This window comes from Ralstonia sp. AU12-08 (genome assembly GCF_000442475.1).
Classification (GTDB): Bacteria; Pseudomonadota; Gammaproteobacteria; order Burkholderiales; family Burkholderiaceae; genus Ralstonia; species Ralstonia insidiosa.
In genome coordinates, this window is the sequence record NZ_ASZV01000047.1 from 551,994 (window position 1) to 570,113 (window position 18,120).

Here is an 18,120-nt window from a genome sequence, read left to right on the forward strand (position 1 = left end):
ATCGTAGGAGGCGGCCCCGGTCGAGTCAATCGACCGATTGGAAAGGAACGTCTAGAAGTGGATCATCAGGCGCTTGAAACGGATTTTCCTTATGAATCCGTCACTTGCGTGCGGTGCACAACGCCTTGGTTGGCGGTTTCGAGTGTTGCCATCAACCGCTGAAGGTGCGCAAGCAATCGCCTCACACGCTCGCCTGCCGTGCGCAAGTCGGCGTCGGCTGCGCTGTGGATGGCATGGCGAAAGGCCTGCATTTCGGCATCGACGAAGGGGCTGCGCAGCAAGGCCAGGGCGCCTCCTGTGCGGTGTACCCATTGGCGTAGGGCGTTACGGTTGGCGGTTTTCAGCAATGGACGCAACTGCTGCGCATCGTCATCCAGCGACGTCAGGAAGATCTCGACCAACCCGTCTGTGGCCGGCCCTGCGCCCAGCGAGCGCTGCAAATCGTCGAGCGACACGGCGAAGGCGTCGTCGTCTGCTGCAGCGCCCGCGTCGGGCGCGTCCTCGGGGCCTGGCGCGGCCGGCCAGAGTGCCGATAGCGCTTCCTGCAAGGTGGCCAGTGTGGTCGGTTTGAGCAGGCTGCCATCCATGCCAACGACGCGGCAGCGTGCATGTTCTTCGGCCAGTGTGGTGGCGGTGATGGCGATGATGGGCAGGCGCGATCCATCCGCGCGTTCCTGTTCCGCCTTGCGGATGTGCGCGGCCAAGTCGAATCCGTCCATGCGCGGCATGTGGCAGTCGGTCACCAGCGCGTCGAAATGGCCTTCGCGCAGGCGTTCGAGTGCAGCGATGCCGTCTTCAGCCAGCGTGACGCGGTATCCCAGCAGCCGCAATTGCTTGGCGATCAGCTCGCGGTTGATCGGGTGGTCTTCGGCCACCAGGATGTGTGCGCCCAGCGCTTGGTTGGGCATCGCGAGCGGTGCGGGTACCGCTGGCGTACTGGCCGGTTTGGCTGCCTCCGGTTGGGGCAGGGCACGTTCGCAGGCGTGCAGGAACGCGAGCCAGCTCAACGGATTGACGCTCAGGACGGCACCGCGCTTGGCGTAGCGCACCTCGCGCGTCACGCGGATGGCCCCCGGCTGTGCCTGCTGCGATGTGGTGAAGACAATGTCCGCACGGGCACCCGACGTGATGCGCAGTCCAGCCGCCTCGGCAAATTGCGCGAGGCAGCGTTGATCGATGGTCGAGTCCACGTCAATGGCGACGCTGCGGCCTGCCAGTTGCGGCAGCGCATAGCGGGCCGCCACGACCGGCACCGGCAACCGCAGCGTGATGGTCGTGCCGCGCCCAGGGGCGCTGCTCATGTCGAGCGTGCCACCCATCAGCCCGGCAAGCTGGCGCGAGATCGCCAGGCCCAGGCCGGTGCCGCCGTAGTTGCGCGTGGTCGAGCGCTCGGCCTGTACGAACGGTGCGAACAGCGTGGCCTGCACCTCGGGCGTGATGCCGATGCCCGTGTCGGTGACGTGGATGGCGATCTGCGCGGCACCGTCGTCAACGCGGGTGCATTCGGCCCTGAGGCTGATGCTGCCCCGATCCGTGAACTTGATGGCGTTGGAGAGCAGGTTGAACAGCACCTGCCGCACGCGCACGCTGTCGACCGACACCGTGGCCGGCACGTTGGTCGCCACGTCCACGTGCACCGCCAGCGATTTCTCATGCGCGCGGCTGGCCAGCAAGCCGACCGTACCGTCGAACAGCTCGCGCAGATCCGTGTCCACAGGCAGGATGTCCAGGCGCCCGGCCTCGATCTTGGCGTAATCGAGGATGTCGTCCAGGATATGCAGCAGCGCGCGGCCGGAATCCTGCACCAGCGACACCATCTGCTTCTGTTCGCCCTCCAGCTTGGTCTGCTGCAACAGCTCGACCAGCCCCAGCACGCCGTTCATGGGCGTGCGGATCTCGTGGCTCATCATCGCCAGGAAACGGTCCTTGGCCAGCAACGCAGATTCGGCCGCGTTCTTGGCGGCTTGCAGTGCATCGGCCTGTTCGCGCTCGACGGTGACATCGCTCATGTAGCCATTCCAGACTGTGCGGCCGTCCGCTTCCTGGCGCGGGTTCGAGCGCGCATGCAGCCAACGGATCGAGCCGTCGTCGCAGACATGGCGGAACTGCTGATCGAACGGCGTCAACTGCTGCGCGGAAATGCGTACCGCCTCCAGCATGCGTTCCCGGTCATCCTCGTGGATCAGAAGTTCGGGCGTGGACAGGTACTCCAACACGTTGTCCGTGCGCACACCCAGGGTTTCGTACGCTTTGCCGGCCACATAGGTGCCGCGGCCCTGGGATTCCCCAGGTTGCAGTTCGAATTGATAGACCAGCGCCGGCAGCGATTCCGTTACCTCGCGCAGGCGCCGTTCCAGGCGCTCGGCGCGCGCCTGAGCCTCGCGAATCTCGCTGATGTCGACCACCGAGGTGATGATGCCGCCGGGTTGGCCTTCGCGCAGATGGAAGGGCTCGACCCAGTACAGCACGTTGCGCGATTGCCCGTCGGGCGTGGTGATGATGATCTCTTCGCGCGTGCTTTCGTCTGTCTCCAGGGCGCGCCGGTTGATGTCGGACAGGTGGGCCATATTCTTGGCCGAATACATGCCGAGTTCGCCGGGCGTGCGCCCCAGTAGCGCTTCGCGCGGGTGGCCGAACATGCTGCAGAAGGCGGCATTGACGGCCACGTAGTGATGTTGAGCGTCCTTGGCAGCCAGTGGAAAGGGCACGGACTCCATCAGCGCCCGCTGGAAATTCAACTGGCGGGCGAGTGTTTCTTCGGCCAATCGACGTTGCCGGTTCTCCCGGCGCAACTGCCATTGCTTGATGACCAGCGCCACCACAGCGAGCAGCACAAGCGTCGCCGCCGGCCCGAACTTGGACAACACAGCGGAAGCTGATGGACCCAGCTGATAGCTGACGGACAGCCACTTGTTGCGAATGCTGACCTGCTCCCCCTCGGGCATGGCAAACAGCGCACGGTTGAAGAGGGGTGCGAGTGCCGCATAGCGCGCCGACACACCCACGCCGATGCTCTCCGTCAGGTTGGCCGAGCCGGTGACCTTCAGCTCGCCCGGAAAGTGGTGACGGATCAGCGCGTCCACCACCGGCAGATTGGCGATGGTGAAGTCGGCCTGACCCGTGGCGACCTGAGAGAGCGCGTCGCTGGGCGAGGCGGCGGTGACGACGCGGATTCTCGGTATGTTCTGGCGCAGCACTTCGGCCAGCGTATCGCTGCGCGGCAGGGCGACCGTCTTGCCTGCGAGCTCGGGCAACGCGGCCACCGTCAGCGCGTCGCTGCGCCCGACGACGACCATGGGTGTTGCATCAATGGCCTGGCTGAGGATGAAGCCGGGTGGGCGGCTATCCTGGTCGGACAGGCCGAGCAGAATATCGACCTCGCCAGCGCGCGCCTTGGCGAGCGCGTCGGACCAATCCTGCACCGGTACACGCTCGAAGCGCAGGCCAAGCGTACGCGACAGAAAGCTCAGGTACTCGGGCAGGATGCCCTGCAACTCGCCGCGCGCATCGTTGAAGCTGTAGGGCATGTAGTCGGGATCGGCGGCGTAGCGCAGCGGTGGCAGTGATGCCAGCATGGCGCGTTCTTTGGCCGACTGCGGCAGGGTCGTCGTTGAAACGCCGCCCTGCGTGATCCAGCGTGCGCGCAGGTCACTCATGGCCGCGTCCGGCAACTGCGCGAGGTGGCGGTCGAGGTAGCGGACGAGCACAGCACGCTCGCGAGGTGCCGCAAAGTGCAGCGCATCAACTTGCTGATTGACGAGTTGCACGATCGACAACGGCCGGTAGCGCGGTTGCAGCATCAACTCACGCGTTGGGTAGGTGATGCCGACGTAAGCATCCGCCGCACCACGCAGCACGGCGTCGAGCGCATCGGTGGCCGTGGGCGTGGTCTGCACGCGGATTTTCGGGTACTGACGCGGCAGTTCTTCCACAAGAGGCGACCCCTGTTCGACCGCGATCCGTGCATCTGTGAAGAAGGGGTCCTGTGCAACCCGAGTGCTGTCGTTGCGGGCAACCACGGCGGTCGCGCGCTCCAGATAGGGGGCGGAATATTCCAGGCAGCGGTCGTACTGCGAGCGTGGTACCACGCTCATGATGATGTCGACCTCGCCTCGGCACGCGGCGTTGAGCAGCTCGTCGCGACGGCTGAACACGCGTGGCACGATCCGCACGCGGTCGTGCGGCAGCAGTTGCCTCAGCAGGTCGCCCGAAAAGCCGGTGAGCTTGTCACCCGCCACGCCTTCAAGCGGCATCATCGATTCACCGATGACACCCACGGTGAGCTTGGACGGCATCTGATGGAAGAGCTGGACAGCCTGGGCTGCATCCTCCGCATGGGCTTCGTCCGCGCTGCTCAGCCAGGCAAGCGCTACCGCACAGGCCAGCAGGCCTGCACCGATGCCCAAGCGCAGCCGCGCCAGGGGCGACAAGGGGGAGAACCTCACGCGCCAGCTCATGACTTAACCCTCGGCGGTGCCAAGCAAGCCGTGCCGCACGGCAAAGTCGAACAGCGCGGCTTCGGTGGTCAGCGCGAGCTTGCGCATGCCGGCCTGCTTCTGCGCGCTGATGGTCTTGACGCTGCGGTTCAGCCGCACAGCAATCTCGCTGACCGTCATGCCGGTCACGTACATGCGCAGCACTTCCAGCTCACGCTTGCCGAGCAGGTTGATTGGGTCGTTCTCGGCCGGCTCCGGTGCGACCGTGCGGCGGATGAGCTGGGCGTCGAGTTGCGGCGAGAGATAGATGCGGTCGCTCAGTGCGGCGCGCACGCCTTCGAGAATGTGGCGCGGCTCGTCAGCCTTGCTGACGATGACCTTGATGCCGGCGCGCAGGATGTTGCTCATCAGGGCGCGCGTCTCCAGCATGGTCAGCACCATGATGCGCAGGTCCGGATGCCGGCGCGCGAGGAATTCGAGCAGGACGATGCCGTCGCCGTAGCGGCTGCCAGGCATGGCGTAGTCGGTGATGGCGATGTCGCAGCGCACGCGACCGAGCACCGCGAGCAGTTCGTCCGCGCTGCCGGCTTCTCCCACCACCTCGAAGCCGTCGACCCGCGAAACGAGGTGCCGCACCGCAGCCACCACGCCAGGGTGGTCATCTGCAATCACGAGTTGGATGGGGGGCTGCATATCAACAAGTCTCCAGGGCGCGTAACGTGCGGCAACCTGTTTGCCGCATTGCTGAGAATCGCTGAAGCAGCTACGAGGGAAAATCGGAAAAGTCTTATTAATGCGCCGCTATCTGCTCACTTCTGGTGCAAATTCGTTAAGACATGTCACAAACGTGGTTGCGCGTCTGACTCGAAGACGTACCGCTGTACATGGCACAATGCACGCGCTCCAAATCTGTCGATTGCCATGACGCCCAACCTGCCCACCACTCCATCGGCTGCCACGCGCCAGCAGAGCGCTGAACGTTCCACACTCGTGAGCGCGGGGGTCAATTGCCTGCTCTCGGCGGGGCAGATTGCGGCTGGGCTGTGGTCGCACTCGCAGGGGCTGGTGGCGGACGGTCTGCACACGCTGTCCGACCTGATTGCCGACGGCATCGTCTTCATCGCCAACCGCAACAGCCACAAGGGGCCGGACGAAGACCACCAGTACGGTCACGCGCGCTACGAAAACGCGGCGTCGCTCGGGTTGGGCCTGCTCTTGGTGGCGGCCGGCGCGGGCATGATCTGGGCGGCCGTGGACAGCCTGCGCTCGCCGCAGGGGCCGGCGCCGGTGCACGGCTTGGCGCTGGTGGTGGCGCTGATTGCGCTGGCCGCCAAGGAAGGGCTGTTTCGCTACATGCTGGCCGTGGCCAAGCGCATTGGCTCGCGCATGCTGATTGCCAATGCGTGGCATGCGCGCTCCGATGCGGTGTCGTCACTGGTGGCGGCGGTGGGCGTGGCGGGCAACCTGATGGGTTACCACTGGTTGGATCCGTTGGCCGCCGTCGTGGTGGGGCTGATGATCGGCCGCGTCGGCCTGCGCTTCGCGTGGGAGGCGCTCAACGATCTGATGGACCGCGCGCTGCCGCCCTCAGAAGTACAGGACATCCGCGCAAGCCTGGCAGCTACGCCGGGTGTGCTCAGCGTGCACGACCTGCGCACGCGCGTGACGGGGGACCAGGCTCTGGTGGATGCGCACATCGAAGTGGACCCGCGTGTGTCGGTCAGCGAAGGCCATGCCATCGCCGTGCGTGCCCGCGCCAGCGTGCTGGCCGCACACACCGCCATGGCTGTGCTCGACGTGCAGATCCACGTTGACCCGCGTGAGCGTGTTTCCACCGATCCACTGCCGTTGCCTGACCGCGACGCGCTGCAAGCCGCGCTGGCACAACTGCTGCCGGCCGGCACGCTGCTCGATGCACGCCACTGCGTGCTGCATTACGTGGATGGCGCGGTCGAGATGGACCTGATCCTGCCGCCCGCGCTGGCCGCAGAGCACGCTCGCATCGCCGCGGCGCTGCAGGCCCGCTGGGATGGCCTCGTACGCCTGCGTGTGCTGAGCGCTGACTAAAGGCACGGGTCGGTCGCGTTGGCCGGCTGCGCCTTGGTTGGATCGAAGCGCAACTGCGCCAGCCCTTTCTCTGTGATCACGCGTCCGCTCACGGGGTCAAAGGTGGCGAAGTTGCTGCGTGAATAGGGGAGCCCGCTCGGGGGAGGGTGAGTGCTAACCCCTCGCCGTGGCAATCAAGTTTCAGTCCCACCTGCCGTTCTCATGGGCAAGAGCGGAACCCATTCCGCCAATCCCTTCTCCAGCACGGTCAGAGTGGGCTTAAGCCCGCCGCCCTCCGCGCTACAACCGACCAACGAGAACAACATGACCCAGCAAGTCAGCAGTGAGTCGAGCCGCCGATGGCGCAGTGAAGTGACGGAGGCGCTATCTACCGTACGGCAGGAGTTTGGTGTGTCGCCCGAGAGTTTGCCGCGCGAGGCATTGATCGCCGCGTTGACGGATGCCATCTGGGCGCAACGCGCTGCCTATGCGCGCATGCGCGAGACGCTGGTCGTGCAAACCGAGTTGGCGGACGAATCGATGTGACCTGTGCGCACCGGCCTTGTCGTGCCGGCCTGCGCAGGCGTTTTCTAGTAGGTGATGTGATGCGGTACTGCGGTTCGCTGGATCTGGACCATCTGCTGCGCCAGCCGTTTGCCCAACTCGGCCGGCTGGTGCGCGACACCGAAACCGGGCAGCCCCTGCCCCCGGTCGAGGTGGCTGCTCGCGCGGTGCTGCTGCGCGCCGCCGGCTACGAGGTCATGCCGATGTGTACGCATCACGACCATCGCGGCTTCTGCCTCGGCCACGTGGATCAGCCCATCGGGGTGTAAGTGCTGCGCGAGTGCGCAGATGCGCACCATGTGTTGGATAGAACCCGGCCTGGCGCCGGGTTTGTCATTTCAGCGCATCGAGTTCCGGGTAGTGGCGGAAGATGCCCATCGTGTTGAAGGGAATGCGCCGCGGCGATTGCAGATAGGCCGCGATGTTCGGCTGCGCGGCCACGCGATCATGCAGCGCCACGAGATGCGGTAGCGTGCGTTCATAGCGCTGCATGTGACGCGGAAACGCATAGCGCAGCCCTGCCACGATCTGGAACAGCGACAAATCCACATAGGTGAGCGCATCACGCACCGCCCACGTCGGGCCGGCGGGGTTGCGAGCGAGCACGCGCTCGAAGTAATGCAGGAACTTGGGCGCGCGGTGGGTCAGGAAATCCTGTGCGCGGCGCAGCGCTTCGGTCTGCTGGTCTTCGTAGTACTCGCAGGAGGCAATCGGGTGGTGCGTGTCGTGAATCTCCACCACGAAGTCGGCAAGGGTGAGTTGCAGGCTGTGCGTCCATAGGCCGCCGGCCTCGTCCTGCGGGGCCAGGCCGTAGTGCTGGCCAAGGTAGAGCAGGATGTTGGCCGTCTGCGGAATCACCAGCGGGCCGACCACCAGAAACGGTGGCGCGAACGGTGGCGTGGTAATCCCGGCATCGTCGAGGAAGGTTTCGATAGCGGCTTCGTCTTCGCGGCCGAGGTCGGTGTAGGGCACGGCCGCCTGTTCGAGCGCGAGGCGTATGAATTCACCGCGGCCCTGGATCTCGGGCCAGTAGTAGAGCGTGGTTTCCATGGTTGGGCAGAAGAGAGCAGGCGGCGCTGCGTGACGCATCGCAGCAGAAAAGGTCGCTGCAAACGATAATAGGTGGTTGCTTTTGCGCGTGTTCCCCATTCCCCTGCTGTGACCGCCCCGTCTTCCAGCGCGCCCGCCGCGGTGCCCGCCATCGAACCCGCCGATCCATCCCGCTGGCTGGTCCGGGGGCATCCCGGCTATCTGCGCGCCAATCTCGCGCTGTTTGCCGCGGGCTTCTCGACCTTCTCGCTGCTGTATTGCGTGCAGCCGCTGATGCCGTTGCTGGCCCATGATTTTGGCCTCACACCCGCGCAGACGAGTCTCGTGCTGTCGGTGTCGACGCTGTTGCTGGCGTTTGCGATTCTGTTTGCGGGGCTGCTGTCGGAGTCGATCCACCGCAAGACGCTGATGGGCGGGTCGCTGGTGCTGTCTTCCGGGCTCACCTTGTTGGCGGCGGTGCTGCCAGGCTGGCATGACCTGCTGGTCACGCGTGCGTTGCTGGGTATCGTGCTGGGCGGTGTGCCGGCCGTGGCGATGGCGTACCTGGCCGAAGAGGTGCACCCGCAAGGCCTGGGCATGGCGATGGGCCTGTATGTGGGCGGCACGGCTTTCGGCGGGATGGCCGGGCGCGTGTTGACCGGCGTGGTGGCGGACCACACGGGCTGGCGCATCGCCATGGGTGTGACCGGCGCGCTGTGCCTGGTGGCGGCGCTGGTCTTCATCTGGCTGCTGCCGCCGTCGCGCCGTTTTGTGCCGCGCAAGGGCGTGGCGCTTGGCGACTTGTTCGATACGCTCGCCGCGCATTTGCGCGAACCTGGCCTGCGCGCGCTGTTCGCCATGGGCTTTCTGCTGATGGGCGGCTTCGTCACGATCTACAACTACGCGAGCTTCCACCTGCTCGACGCGCCGTATTCCCTGAGCCAGACGGCGCTTGGGGGCATCTTCATGGTGTACCTGCTGGGCATCGTGGCGTCTGCATGGTTCGGGCGCATGGCCGATCGGCACGGCCGCGGCCGCATGCTGCTGACAGGCACGGCGTTGATGTCAACGGGCGTTCTGCTGACGCTGGCTGCACCGCTGGTGCTGGTGATTGGCGGGATTGCGCTGCTGACCTTCGGCTTCTTTGGTGCGCACGCGGTGGCCAGCGGCTGGGTGGGGCGCCGTGCGCAGCGGGCCAAGGGGCAGGCGGCGGCGCTGTATCTGCTGGCGTACTACCTTGGGTCCAGCTTGATCGGCACGGAGGGCGGCAAGCTGTATGCGCCGTGGGGTTGGCCCGGTGTGGTGGCGCTGGTGACGGCGCTGATGCTCTGCGCGCTGGGTACGGCCACCTGGCTGTGGCGGCGTGCGCCCCTGCCGCCCGGCGCCAAGCGCTGAGGTGGCGCGCGCCGCGCCAACGGGTGAGGCGCGAGGGAATTCGGGTATGGTGCAGTGTTCTGTGTCTGCACGATCGCTTTCCTCATCATGCGCACCCAATTCCTGTTGTTGATGCGGCGGCTGCCGCTGCTCGGGCTGTTTCTCCTGACGCTGGGCGCTGCGCCAAATGTGGTGCATGCCGCGCCGGTGTCGTTCTCCAAGCTGACCAAGCTATCTGCTGCTGAGAGCAGCGCCTCCGCGCCGGCGGCCACCCCTGCACAGACGCGCGAATCGCTCGATGCCGTCATCACGCTGCTCGACAACGATCAGCAGCGCGCCGCGCTGGTGGGGGAACTCAAGCAGTTGCGTGACGGTGTGACCGCGCAACAGAAGGCGCAGGCCGAGCAGGCGCCGGGGCTGCTCGGCGCGGTGGCCTCGCTTATCGAAAACGGCTCGGTTGAGGCCGACGTGGAAGCCGGTGCGCCGCGCTACTGGCTACGCCGTATCGAGGCCGCCAGCGGCAACGCCAGCCTGCTCGCCGCACCGGAGCGGCGCATGAGCGTGGTGACTGACTTTGCCGGCACGGTTGCAGTGTGGGCAGGCATTGCCGGTGGACTGCTCGGCTTGGGCTGGTTGCTGCGTCGCCTGCTCGGCATCAAGGCCGGGCTTGGCGCTCACCCCACCACGCGTGCACTGTTCGTCGATGCGCTACGCAAGATCGGCCCGTGGGCCGTGTCGTTTGCCGTGCTGATGCGATGGGAGCACGAGGCCACGCCGGGCTTTGTGCTGGCGGTGGTGCTGGCGTACGCCATCGTGTGGGGCGCGATCATCATGGCGGGCGTGGCGATGTTGTTCTCGCTGTTTGCCGGCAGTGCGCACCGGCGTGTGGCCGTGGAGTACCTGCTCAAGCACGGCATGTGGCCGATCTTCCTGACGGCCAGCCTGGGCGCCTGCGGCGATGCGCTGCTGGACCCGCGCGTGGCGCTGATGCTGGGCGGTGCGCTCAGCCTGCTGCTGTCGACCGTCTGCAATGCGGTGTCGTCGATCATGCTGGCGGTGGGCGCGCTTTGGGTGCGGCGCCCGATCGGTCAGTTGATCACCAACCGGCCGCTGGAACAGCGTCAGGGCGAGCACACCGGCAATGAGCTCCGTCGGTTGATTGCCGCGCTGTGGCCGGTGCCGGTGGTGGTGCTGGCGGGCGTGACGGTGGCGGCCACGCTCACCATGCCCGACAACGTGGATGCCATCTCGCGCCGTGCGGTGATGACCTCGCTGTTGCTGGTGGCGGCGTTCTTCCTGACGGCGGTGGTGCGCCCGCGCGCGAGTTGGCGCTCGCACCTGCGGCTCACGCGCACGTCGCCGTATGTGGAGCGGCTCAAGCATTTCTTCGCGGCGCTGGTGCAGCTCGGCATCTGGATCGTCTTTGCAGAACTGGTGCTGCGTGTGTGGGGCCACACGCTGGTGGAGGTGACGCACAGCTCGGTCAACGGACGGCGCATTGCTGACGCGATGGCGGGGCTGATCAGCACCGTGTTCGCCACATGGCTTGCGTGGATCCTGCTCGATACGGCGATCCTGCGGGCGCTGTCGCCGGCCACGTCGCGCGCGCAGCCCAGCACACGTGCGCGCACCATTCTGCCGCTGCTGCGCAACGGCCTGAAAGTCGCGCTGATCGTGACGGCCGCCATTGGTGTGCTGGCCAACCTGGGCGTGAACGTGACGCCGCTGGTGGCGGGTGCCGGGGTAATCGGTCTGGCGGTGGGCTTTGGTGCGCAGTCACTGGCGCAGGACCTGATTACCGGCATCTTCATCCTGATGGAAGACACCATCAGCGTGGGCGATACGGTGGATGTGGGTGTGGCCACCGGCACGGTCATCAGCCTGACCATCCGCACGGTGCGACTGCGCGATGGCACGGGGGCGATCCATTCGATTCCGTTCAGCCAGATCAAGACCGTGCGCAACCTCTCGCGTGACTATTCGTTTGCAGACTTTGAGGTGCGTGTTGCCATGGATGCCGACCCGCAGAAGGCTATCGACCTCGTGCGCACGGCCGCCGACCAGATTGCCGGCGAGCCGCGCTTTGCCTACACGCTGCTGGGTGGGGCCGAGGTGTTTGGGCTGGACCGCTTTGACAGCAGCAATGGCGGTGCGATGGTCGTCAAGGGGCGCTTCAAGACGCTGCCGCAGAAGCAGGCCGAGGTGCTGCGCGCGTTCAACGTTGTGCTCAAGGATGCGTTTGATGCGGCGAAGATGCCGTTGGCGACGCCGGCTACGGTGTTGCGGACGTCGCCGGCGTTTGAGCAGTGGATGACGCAGGTGGGTGGGGAGAAGGTGGCGCCTGCTTCCAATGAGCCGCCTGCGGAGGCGCCTGCTTAACGGCGTTGGTGGTTTGCTGCTGTTTCGTCCCCTGCTGGGGCCGACTTACTTTCTCTGTCTTGCCAGAGAAAGTAAGCAAAGAGAGGCGCGCCCGAGATGGCGACTTCCCCTTGAATTTCTGTAACCGGGCGGAGACGGGGAAAACTCGCTTCGCTCAGACAGTTCCCCGTCTTTTTTCCGCCCGCTTACAGAAATTCAAGGCGCCATCTAGGGCAGGGTACGGCCACACCGTCTGGGCGCGGGTGTTGGCGCCGAGGTGGTTTGCGTGGCCGTTGCCTGGTTTTAGAACCCGTGGCGCATGCCGACCATGACGCCGGTCTGCGACGCTTTCGGCAGCGCTGCGGCCAGTACGGTGCCGGCATCTTTCTGGTGGGTGTAGTCCAGGCCGACGTACAGCCAGGTTCGCTTGCTGGCCACGTAATTCATGATCGCGTAGGCGGTGTAGCGCAGGCCGTCGGGGTCACGCTGGCGCGTGGCCATGCCGCCCACTACCAGGTTGTATTGCCCGCTGAAGTCGTACTTCACGCCGCCCAGGATCAGGTCGTTCTTGGTGGGTGTGCCGTCGCGGTAGTTGATGTAGCCGAGCATGAGCTTGGCGGGGCCGACTTGCACGCTGCCGCCCGTCGTCCACGTGCGGGTGGCGACGGACAGCAGGTCCTTCTGCTGTTCCCAAGCGCCGCCCACGGTGACCGGGCCGCTGGCGTAGTTGAGCGACAGCGCGCTGTAGTTGCCGGCGGAGAACGCACCCGCCTGTTCGCCCATGCCGACCATCACGCCCGGGCGCAAGCCGTTGAAATCGCCCACGTACTTGACCGCGTTGTCGATGCGCACGCCGGTAGCGGTGACGTGCCATGCGGTCGCGCCCAGGTTGCCGATGGAGAGCGCGTCGTACTGGCCGGCCGTGTTGAAGACCAGGTTTTCCTGACGACCGAACGTGAGGGAGCCGAAACCGCCCTCCAAGCCCACGTAGGCCTGACGCCCGAACAGGCGCGATGTGGCCGGCGTGACGGGTTTGTAGCCGCCCAGGCCCATGTCGTTGGTCGAGCCCACGCCCGTGTCCGGTGCGAAACCGCTGACCAGGTGGAACACCGCCTTCAGACCGTTGCCCAGGTCTTCCGAGCCGCGAATGCCGAAGCGGCTGCCGCTGTAGTAGCCGCCCACCTCTTCTGCCTTGCCGTGGCCGGCGGCGTCGTTGTTGGTGCTGTAGCGCAGGCCGGTTTCCATCACGCCGTATAGCGTGACGTTGGATTGCGCGTGCGCAGTACTGCAGGCAAGCAGGCCCGCCAGTGCCGTCAGTCTGATCGCGGACAGCGGAATGGAACGGATCGAAGTGGTCATGTGGCTCCCTTATTGTCGTAACGACTGTTGTGTTGGCCGGAATGGGTTTCCGGATTGGCTCGGGGGCCGACTCTCGGGCAAGTCGTGTCTGTAAGGGTTGAAGTTACGCGCGCACCGGCAAAGCGCCGCGCACGCCGCGCTGGTTGGGGCCCCGCACGGTCTTTGTGCAGCGTGCGTAAACCGCGCATTTACAGATTCTTGGGGGTTTTCCCTCGGGCAAGCGGTGCGGCACGGGGCTGCCGCTACACTGGCGACGCTCTTGTCCGACTGTGACCGCTCGCCGCCATGCCTTCGCTCTCCGTGCCCGTACTCAACGCTTTGCGTGACCAGTTGCCCGCGCTCTCGCCGGCGCAGCAGGGGGTGGCGCGGCTGATTCTGGAGGCGCCGGAGCTGTCGCTGGAGCAATCGGTGGAGACACTGGCCGTGCGCGCGGGCGTGTCGATGCCGACCATCGTGCGGATGTGCCAGGCGCTTGGCTTCGAGGGCCTGCGCGAGTTCAAGGCCACGCTGGCTGCCGAGCTGGCGCACGCGCAGCCGACGCTGCCGGGCCACGTCGGCCGGGCGGATCCGCCGGCGCTGGTGGCCAGCAAGGTCATCGACGGTGCCACGCGGGCGTTGGCAAGGCTGCGCGACACGCTCTCCGCCACCCACATCGACGCTGCTGCAGAACGCATCGCCCGTGCGCGCCGCGTCGATTGCTATGCCGCCGGTGCAGCCTCGTCATTCATGGCCAACGACATGCAGTCACGGTTGATGCGGCTGGGGCTGGCGTCCAACGCTTACTTTGATGCGCACTTGCAGTTGGTGTCGGCGGCAACGCTAGGGGCGTCGGATGTGGTGGTGGCGTTCTCGCACGTGGGGCGCATGCCGTACCTGCTGGAGTCGATTGCCTACGCGGCGGAGCAGGGCGCCTGTGTGATCGCCATTACCCAGGCGGGTACGCCGCTGGCCGAGTGCGCGCAGATCGCGCTGACGGTGGATGTGCCGGAAGATGCGGTGATGCGGGTGGGCACCGAGGCGTACCTCGTGCATCTGACGGTCATCGAGATCCTGATGACCTGTGTGGCGCAGCGCCGCGACGAGATGGTGCGGGCGCGCATGCGGGCGATCCAGCGGTTGCTCACAGAACGGAGCGTGGACCGCCCGTAAGGCGGGCGAGGGTTACAGCCGGGCGATCACCAGTCCAAGCGTCAGCAGGCTGCCCAGCCCAAAGATCGTCCAGCCGACAGTGCGCCGCTTGGTGGTCAGCACCCACAGCCACAGGCCCGAGATCGACAGGAAGATCAGGCAGCCGGCCAGCGTATCGACCAGCAGAATCCACGGCACCGTCATGCCGACGCCCTTGTGCAGATTGTTGAGCGTGGCAAGGAAGCCGTTGTCGGTCTGGCGGATCGATACCGAGCGGTTGCCGGCCCAGTACTCGGCCTGAACTTGCGTGGTGGCATTGCCGAAGCTGAAGGTCCACTGCTCCGGCTGCATCAACGGCTTGGCGGTGTCGCGCGAGGCGTCGCCTTCGGTCTTGGCAGCGCTGTCCCCTGAACCTTCCTTGCCTTCCTTGCGGCCCTCCCCCTTGGCCGGGCGCTCGGCCCAGGCCACGGGCTTGGCCTTCTCCACGCGGATGCGGTTGGCGGGTTCCTGAATGTTCAGTGTTTGTTGCAGCCACGCTCCCATCGCCTCGGGCGTGGCGGGCATCGGGTCGGGCAAGGCGATCTGCGTGTTGGTGCGCTGTTGCGCCACCGGCAGTTTCAGCACCGCGCGGTGGTTCAGCCAGATGCCGGAGACGCCGAAGATCAGCCCGATCACCGCCCCCCACAGCCCGAACCAGCCGTGTGTCTTGCGCAGCCAGCGCACCAGGGTGGCGCGGTGGTTGGCGGGGTGTTCGGCGCGGGCTTTGGCCGGCCGGGCGTTTGCCGCCGGCTTGACGCCGGGTTCGGCCGAAAGGGGGGGATGCGACAGGTCGGTCATGAGGCACATGGCAGCGCAGTGGCTGCCGGTGGGGGACAAATCGACCGGTCAATATAAATGAGAATGATTCTCGTTGCAACGCGTATGCGTTTACAACGTAATACGCTCCAACGCCCGGCGTGATGCCTCATCCGCCGGATAGAAACACTCGATGCGCATTTCCTGCAGCCCCGCATCGCGCGGTGTGCCCAGCGTGGTGAGCGTGGTGAACAGCGAGAGCGTCACGCCGTCGCGCTGCAGGGTCACGGGCAGGAAGGGCAGCGGATCGCCGGTGCCAGTTGCCGTGGGCGATGGCGGTGTTTCCGCTGCATCAAACAGGGCGGGCTGCAGCGCACGAATGTCGTGCAGCAGGCGCTGCGTGGCCGGGTCGATGGCGTGCAGGGCCAGTTCCTGCCTTACGCGCCGGGCGAGGTAGCGGCCGACCTCTTCGCGGTTCACGATCGCCGGCCACAGCCCGGTCGGGTCGAATACCAGCTTCATCATGTTGACGGCGCCCGAGTTGCGTTCGGTCCCGCCCTCCGAGCGGTCGTCGCCGATGGCCCAGCGCATCAGGCGCCGGTGCGCGGCGTTGGCGTCGAGCAGGTGCCAGAAACGGTCGAGCACGATGGCCGGGTAGGGCGCCTGCTTGTCGAGGATCAGCTTCACCGCGTGGCGCACCGCCTGCATCATCGGCGAGCTTTCGTCAGGCGGCGTCGTCAGCCCTTGCTCCGGATACGCGGGCGCAAAGCCGGCGGCCAGCAGCATCTGGTTGCGATGGCGCAGCGGCACATTCAGCTCTTCGGCCAGTTGCAGGATCATGTTGCGGCTGGGCGCCGCACGCGCCGATTCCAGAAAACTCACGTGCCGTTGCGACACCCCTGCTGCCAGCGCCAGGGCCAGCTGGCTGTAGCCGCGCCGGGTGCGCCAGAAGCGCAGCAGCTGCGGGAAGCGGGTCAGCGCGGCTTCGGGCGGCTCGGCGCCGGTCTGGGCAGCGTCGGCGTCATCCAGCACGGCGGTACTGTCGGCGGGGGCGGTCTGGGCGGGTTTCATGTCACCTATTGAAGCAGAGTCGGGTAGGTGCGGCGATTACCTGTCGCGTAATTGTGACCGCCACCCCTGCCGCCCATACTGCCAGCATCCCCGACACCCCCGAGCGGAGTGCCCCATGCAGCGCGAACCGATCGATTACCCCGCCGATGCGCTTCCCACCCGCGAAGACCACGTGCGCACCGCCGACGGCTGGACGCTGCCCGTGACTGTCACGAGCCCCGGCCTGGGCGCACATGGCACGGTGGTGATCTGCTCGGCGCTGGGCGTGCCGCACCAGTTCTATGGCGCGTTTGCCCGCGGGCTCTGCCTGGCCGGCTGGCGTGTGGTGACGTTCGACTATCGCGGCATTGGGGAGGCGCTGGCTACCGGCCCGGGCACCCCGCGCTTTGCAGACTGGGGCCGGCGCGACATCGACGCCGTGCTCAAGTGGGTGCACGACACGCTCGTCCCCGAGGGCTGTGGCGGGCGCAAGCTGGTGGTGCTCGGCCATAGCGCGGGCGGGCAGTTGGCCGGGTTGGCGCCGCACATCGTGCATGCCGATGCGCTGGTACACGTGGCGGTATCGCTGGCCAATGTGCGCCTGTGGCCCTGGCGTGGGCTGCTCAGCCGGCCGCAACTGGCGTGGCTGCTGCGCGTGCGGATTCCCCTGGCGGTGGCGCGTGTACGCGGCGGCACGCTGCCGCTGTCTGTCGTCGGGATGGGGCCGATGTCGATTCCGGCGGCCATTCTGGGCGATTGGGCGCGCTTTGCCCGGCAGCGCGGTTACCTGTTCGCGCCGCGCACGGGCCTGGATACCTCTCGCTACCCCAAGCTCGCGGTGCCGCTGCTCGCTTGGGGTTTCGATGACGACCCGATGGCGCCTGCCCGCGCCATCGATGCGTTGGTTGCGCAGTTTCCCGCCGCCAGCGTGACGCGCCGGCAGGTGGGCGGCGCCGCGCTGCCAGCCAAGGGCGTCGGCCACATGGGCTTTTTTCGCGCGTCGTCCGGTGCGCCGTGGTGGCGCGAAACGGTGGCGTGGCTCGACGCGCTTGCCTGAGCTGGGGCGACCTTAGAACGTGTAGACGACGCCTGTGCCGCCAAAGTAGCTCTGCTTGTTCTGCACGATCGGGCTCTTGGCGGCGTTGCCCAGCAGGCGCGTGGTGCCGACCGCCGTCTGCATGGCCCAGTGGCGCGAGAAGGCGTGCGTCCAGGCCACCGTTACCGAAGCGGCCTGCAGACCGCTGCCCGCGTCGTACTGCGCAAAGCCGCTGTTGACCGACTGCTGCGGCGTCACCCCGAAGTACGTCTGCATGTACTTGCGCGAGCCGAAGTGCAGGCTCGGGCTCACGCTGATCTTGCTGGTCCCCCAGCTCGCCAGCGGCGTTGCCACGTCGATATGGCCGGACCAGCCGCGCTCGCGGTTGGTGATCGGCACTTCCAGCGAAGCGGTGGCGGTGGTCTCGCCGACGATCTTGCCGCCCACCGTGAACACGCCCAGCAGCGAGCCCTTCACTGTGCCCATGCCCTTCAGGTAGTCCGAGCCGGGGCGGCCAAAGCGGTTGGTGTCGGAGCGGCCCGGGTCATACGACAGCGCGGCCGACGCGAACATGCCGTTCAGGAAGCGGATGGCATAGCCCGCACCGCCCTGGGTCGGGTCGATGAACCAGCCGTTGCCGAAATCCGCCTGGAAGCCGGGGCCGGCCGTCACGGTGTACTGCTTGCCGCCCTGATAGCGCGGTGCCACGCCCGCGTTGAGCGACAGCGAGTACGACGCCGCATTGGGCGCGTCATCGGCATACGCCGAGGCGGCCGGCAGCCACATGCCCGAGAGCAGAACCAGGTATGGAAGGGAGACGCGAGGAGCAAGACGCAGGGAGAGACGATTGAGCACGATAGACCTCTTGTTGGATCTCTTGAGAGAGAGCCCGAAGTCTGGCGAGAGGCCGCGCGCACGTCTGTCTGGAAATTGCCGGGAAGTTGT

The 18,120-nt window shown here is 66.4% G+C and carries 14 protein-coding genes; 7 read left to right on the plus strand and 7 right to left on the minus strand.

Annotated elements, in window-relative coordinates:
* Nucleotides 1–89 precede the first annotated feature (89 nt).
* The gene (locus C404_RS54720) at nt 90–4,445 is read right to left on the minus strand and encodes an ATP-binding protein (RefSeq protein WP_232317424.1); all 4,356 of its coding nucleotides are present in this window, start codon (nt 4,443–4,445) and stop codon (nt 90–92) included.
* Nucleotides 4,446–4,460: 15 nt separating this feature from the next.
* On the minus strand, nt 4,461–5,129 hold the full coding sequence (locus C404_RS54725) for a response regulator transcription factor (RefSeq protein WP_021197310.1): 669 nt from the start codon (nt 5,127–5,129) through the stop codon (nt 4,461–4,463).
* A 228-nt stretch (nt 5,130–5,357) separates the two neighbouring features.
* Between C404_RS54725 and C404_RS54730 the strand changes: the two genes are divergently transcribed.
* The 3 genes from C404_RS54730 to C404_RS54735 all read left to right on the plus strand — a co-directional run bounded on the left by C404_RS54730 (nt 5,358) and on the right by C404_RS54735 (nt 7,315).
* Entirely contained in the window at nt 5,358–6,503 is a 1,146-nt protein-coding gene (locus tag C404_RS54730; RefSeq protein WP_021197311.1) for a cation diffusion facilitator family transporter, read from the plus strand.
* Nucleotides 6,504–6,806: 303 nt separating this feature from the next.
* Entirely contained in the window at nt 6,807–7,028 is a 222-nt protein-coding gene (locus C404_RS0130440) for a hypothetical protein (protein WP_031330115.1), read from the plus strand.
* 59 nt (nt 7,029–7,087) lie between these two features.
* Nucleotides 7,088–7,315, plus strand: a complete 228-nt coding sequence (locus C404_RS54735) for a hypothetical protein (RefSeq protein WP_021197313.1) — start codon at nt 7,088–7,090, stop codon at nt 7,313–7,315.
* Nucleotides 7,316–7,379: 64 nt separating this feature from the next.
* Here C404_RS54735 and C404_RS54740 read toward each other — a convergent pair whose 3' ends face one another.
* Entirely contained in the window at nt 7,380–8,096 is a 717-nt protein-coding gene (locus C404_RS54740) for a glutathione S-transferase (protein WP_021197314.1), read from the minus strand.
* A 108-nt stretch (nt 8,097–8,204) separates the two neighbouring features.
* Here C404_RS54740 and C404_RS54745 point away from each other — a divergent pair, with 108 nt between their 5' ends.
* Nucleotides 8,205–9,470 (plus strand): MFS transporter, encoded by a 1,266-nt coding sequence (locus C404_RS54745; protein WP_021197315.1) that lies wholly within the window; start codon nt 8,205–8,207, stop codon nt 9,468–9,470.
* A gap of 87 nt (nt 9,471–9,557) precedes the next feature.
* Nucleotides 9,558–11,828, plus strand: a complete 2,271-nt coding sequence (locus C404_RS54750) for a mechanosensitive ion channel family protein (protein WP_031330117.1) — start codon at nt 9,558–9,560, stop codon at nt 11,826–11,828.
* A 282-nt stretch (nt 11,829–12,110) separates the two neighbouring features.
* Here the strand turns inward: C404_RS54750 and C404_RS54755 are convergent, their stop codons facing one another.
* Nucleotides 12,111–13,166, minus strand: a complete 1,056-nt coding sequence (locus C404_RS54755; protein WP_021197317.1) for a porin — start codon at nt 13,164–13,166, stop codon at nt 12,111–12,113.
* A gap of 285 nt (nt 13,167–13,451) precedes the next feature.
* Between C404_RS54755 and C404_RS54760 the strand changes: the two genes are divergently transcribed.
* Nucleotides 13,452–14,315, plus strand: a complete 864-nt coding sequence (locus tag C404_RS54760; RefSeq protein ID WP_021197318.1) for a MurR/RpiR family transcriptional regulator — start codon at nt 13,452–13,454, stop codon at nt 14,313–14,315.
* 12 nt (nt 14,316–14,327) lie between these two features.
* On the opposite strand, the gene C404_RS54765 is transcribed toward C404_RS54760, so the two are convergent.
* Nucleotides 14,328–15,131: a PepSY-associated TM helix domain-containing protein gene (locus C404_RS54765; RefSeq protein WP_031330118.1), complete on the minus strand. Its 804-nt coding sequence runs from the start codon at nt 15,129–15,131 to the stop codon at nt 14,328–14,330.
* A 90-nt stretch (nt 15,132–15,221) separates the two neighbouring features.
* Complete coding sequence (locus tag C404_RS54770; protein WP_021197320.1) at nt 15,222–16,160, minus strand: helix-turn-helix domain-containing protein; 939 nt, start codon at nt 16,158–16,160, stop codon at nt 15,222–15,224.
* A 115-nt stretch (nt 16,161–16,275) separates the two neighbouring features.
* Between C404_RS54770 and C404_RS54775 the strand changes: the two genes are divergently transcribed.
* Nucleotides 16,276–17,196 carry an alpha/beta hydrolase family protein gene (locus tag C404_RS54775; protein ID WP_021197321.1) on the plus strand — a complete coding sequence of 307 codons (921 nt, stop codon included), beginning with the start codon at nt 16,276–16,278 and terminating at the stop codon, nt 17,194–17,196.
* A gap of 12 nt (nt 17,197–17,208) precedes the next feature.
* On the opposite strand, the gene C404_RS54780 is transcribed toward C404_RS54775, so the two are convergent.
* The gene (locus C404_RS54780) at nt 17,209–18,030 is read right to left on the minus strand and encodes a MipA/OmpV family protein (protein ID WP_231973111.1); all 822 of its coding nucleotides are present in this window, start codon (nt 18,028–18,030) and stop codon (nt 17,209–17,211) included.
* Between the last annotated feature and the right edge of the window lie 90 nt (nt 18,031–18,120).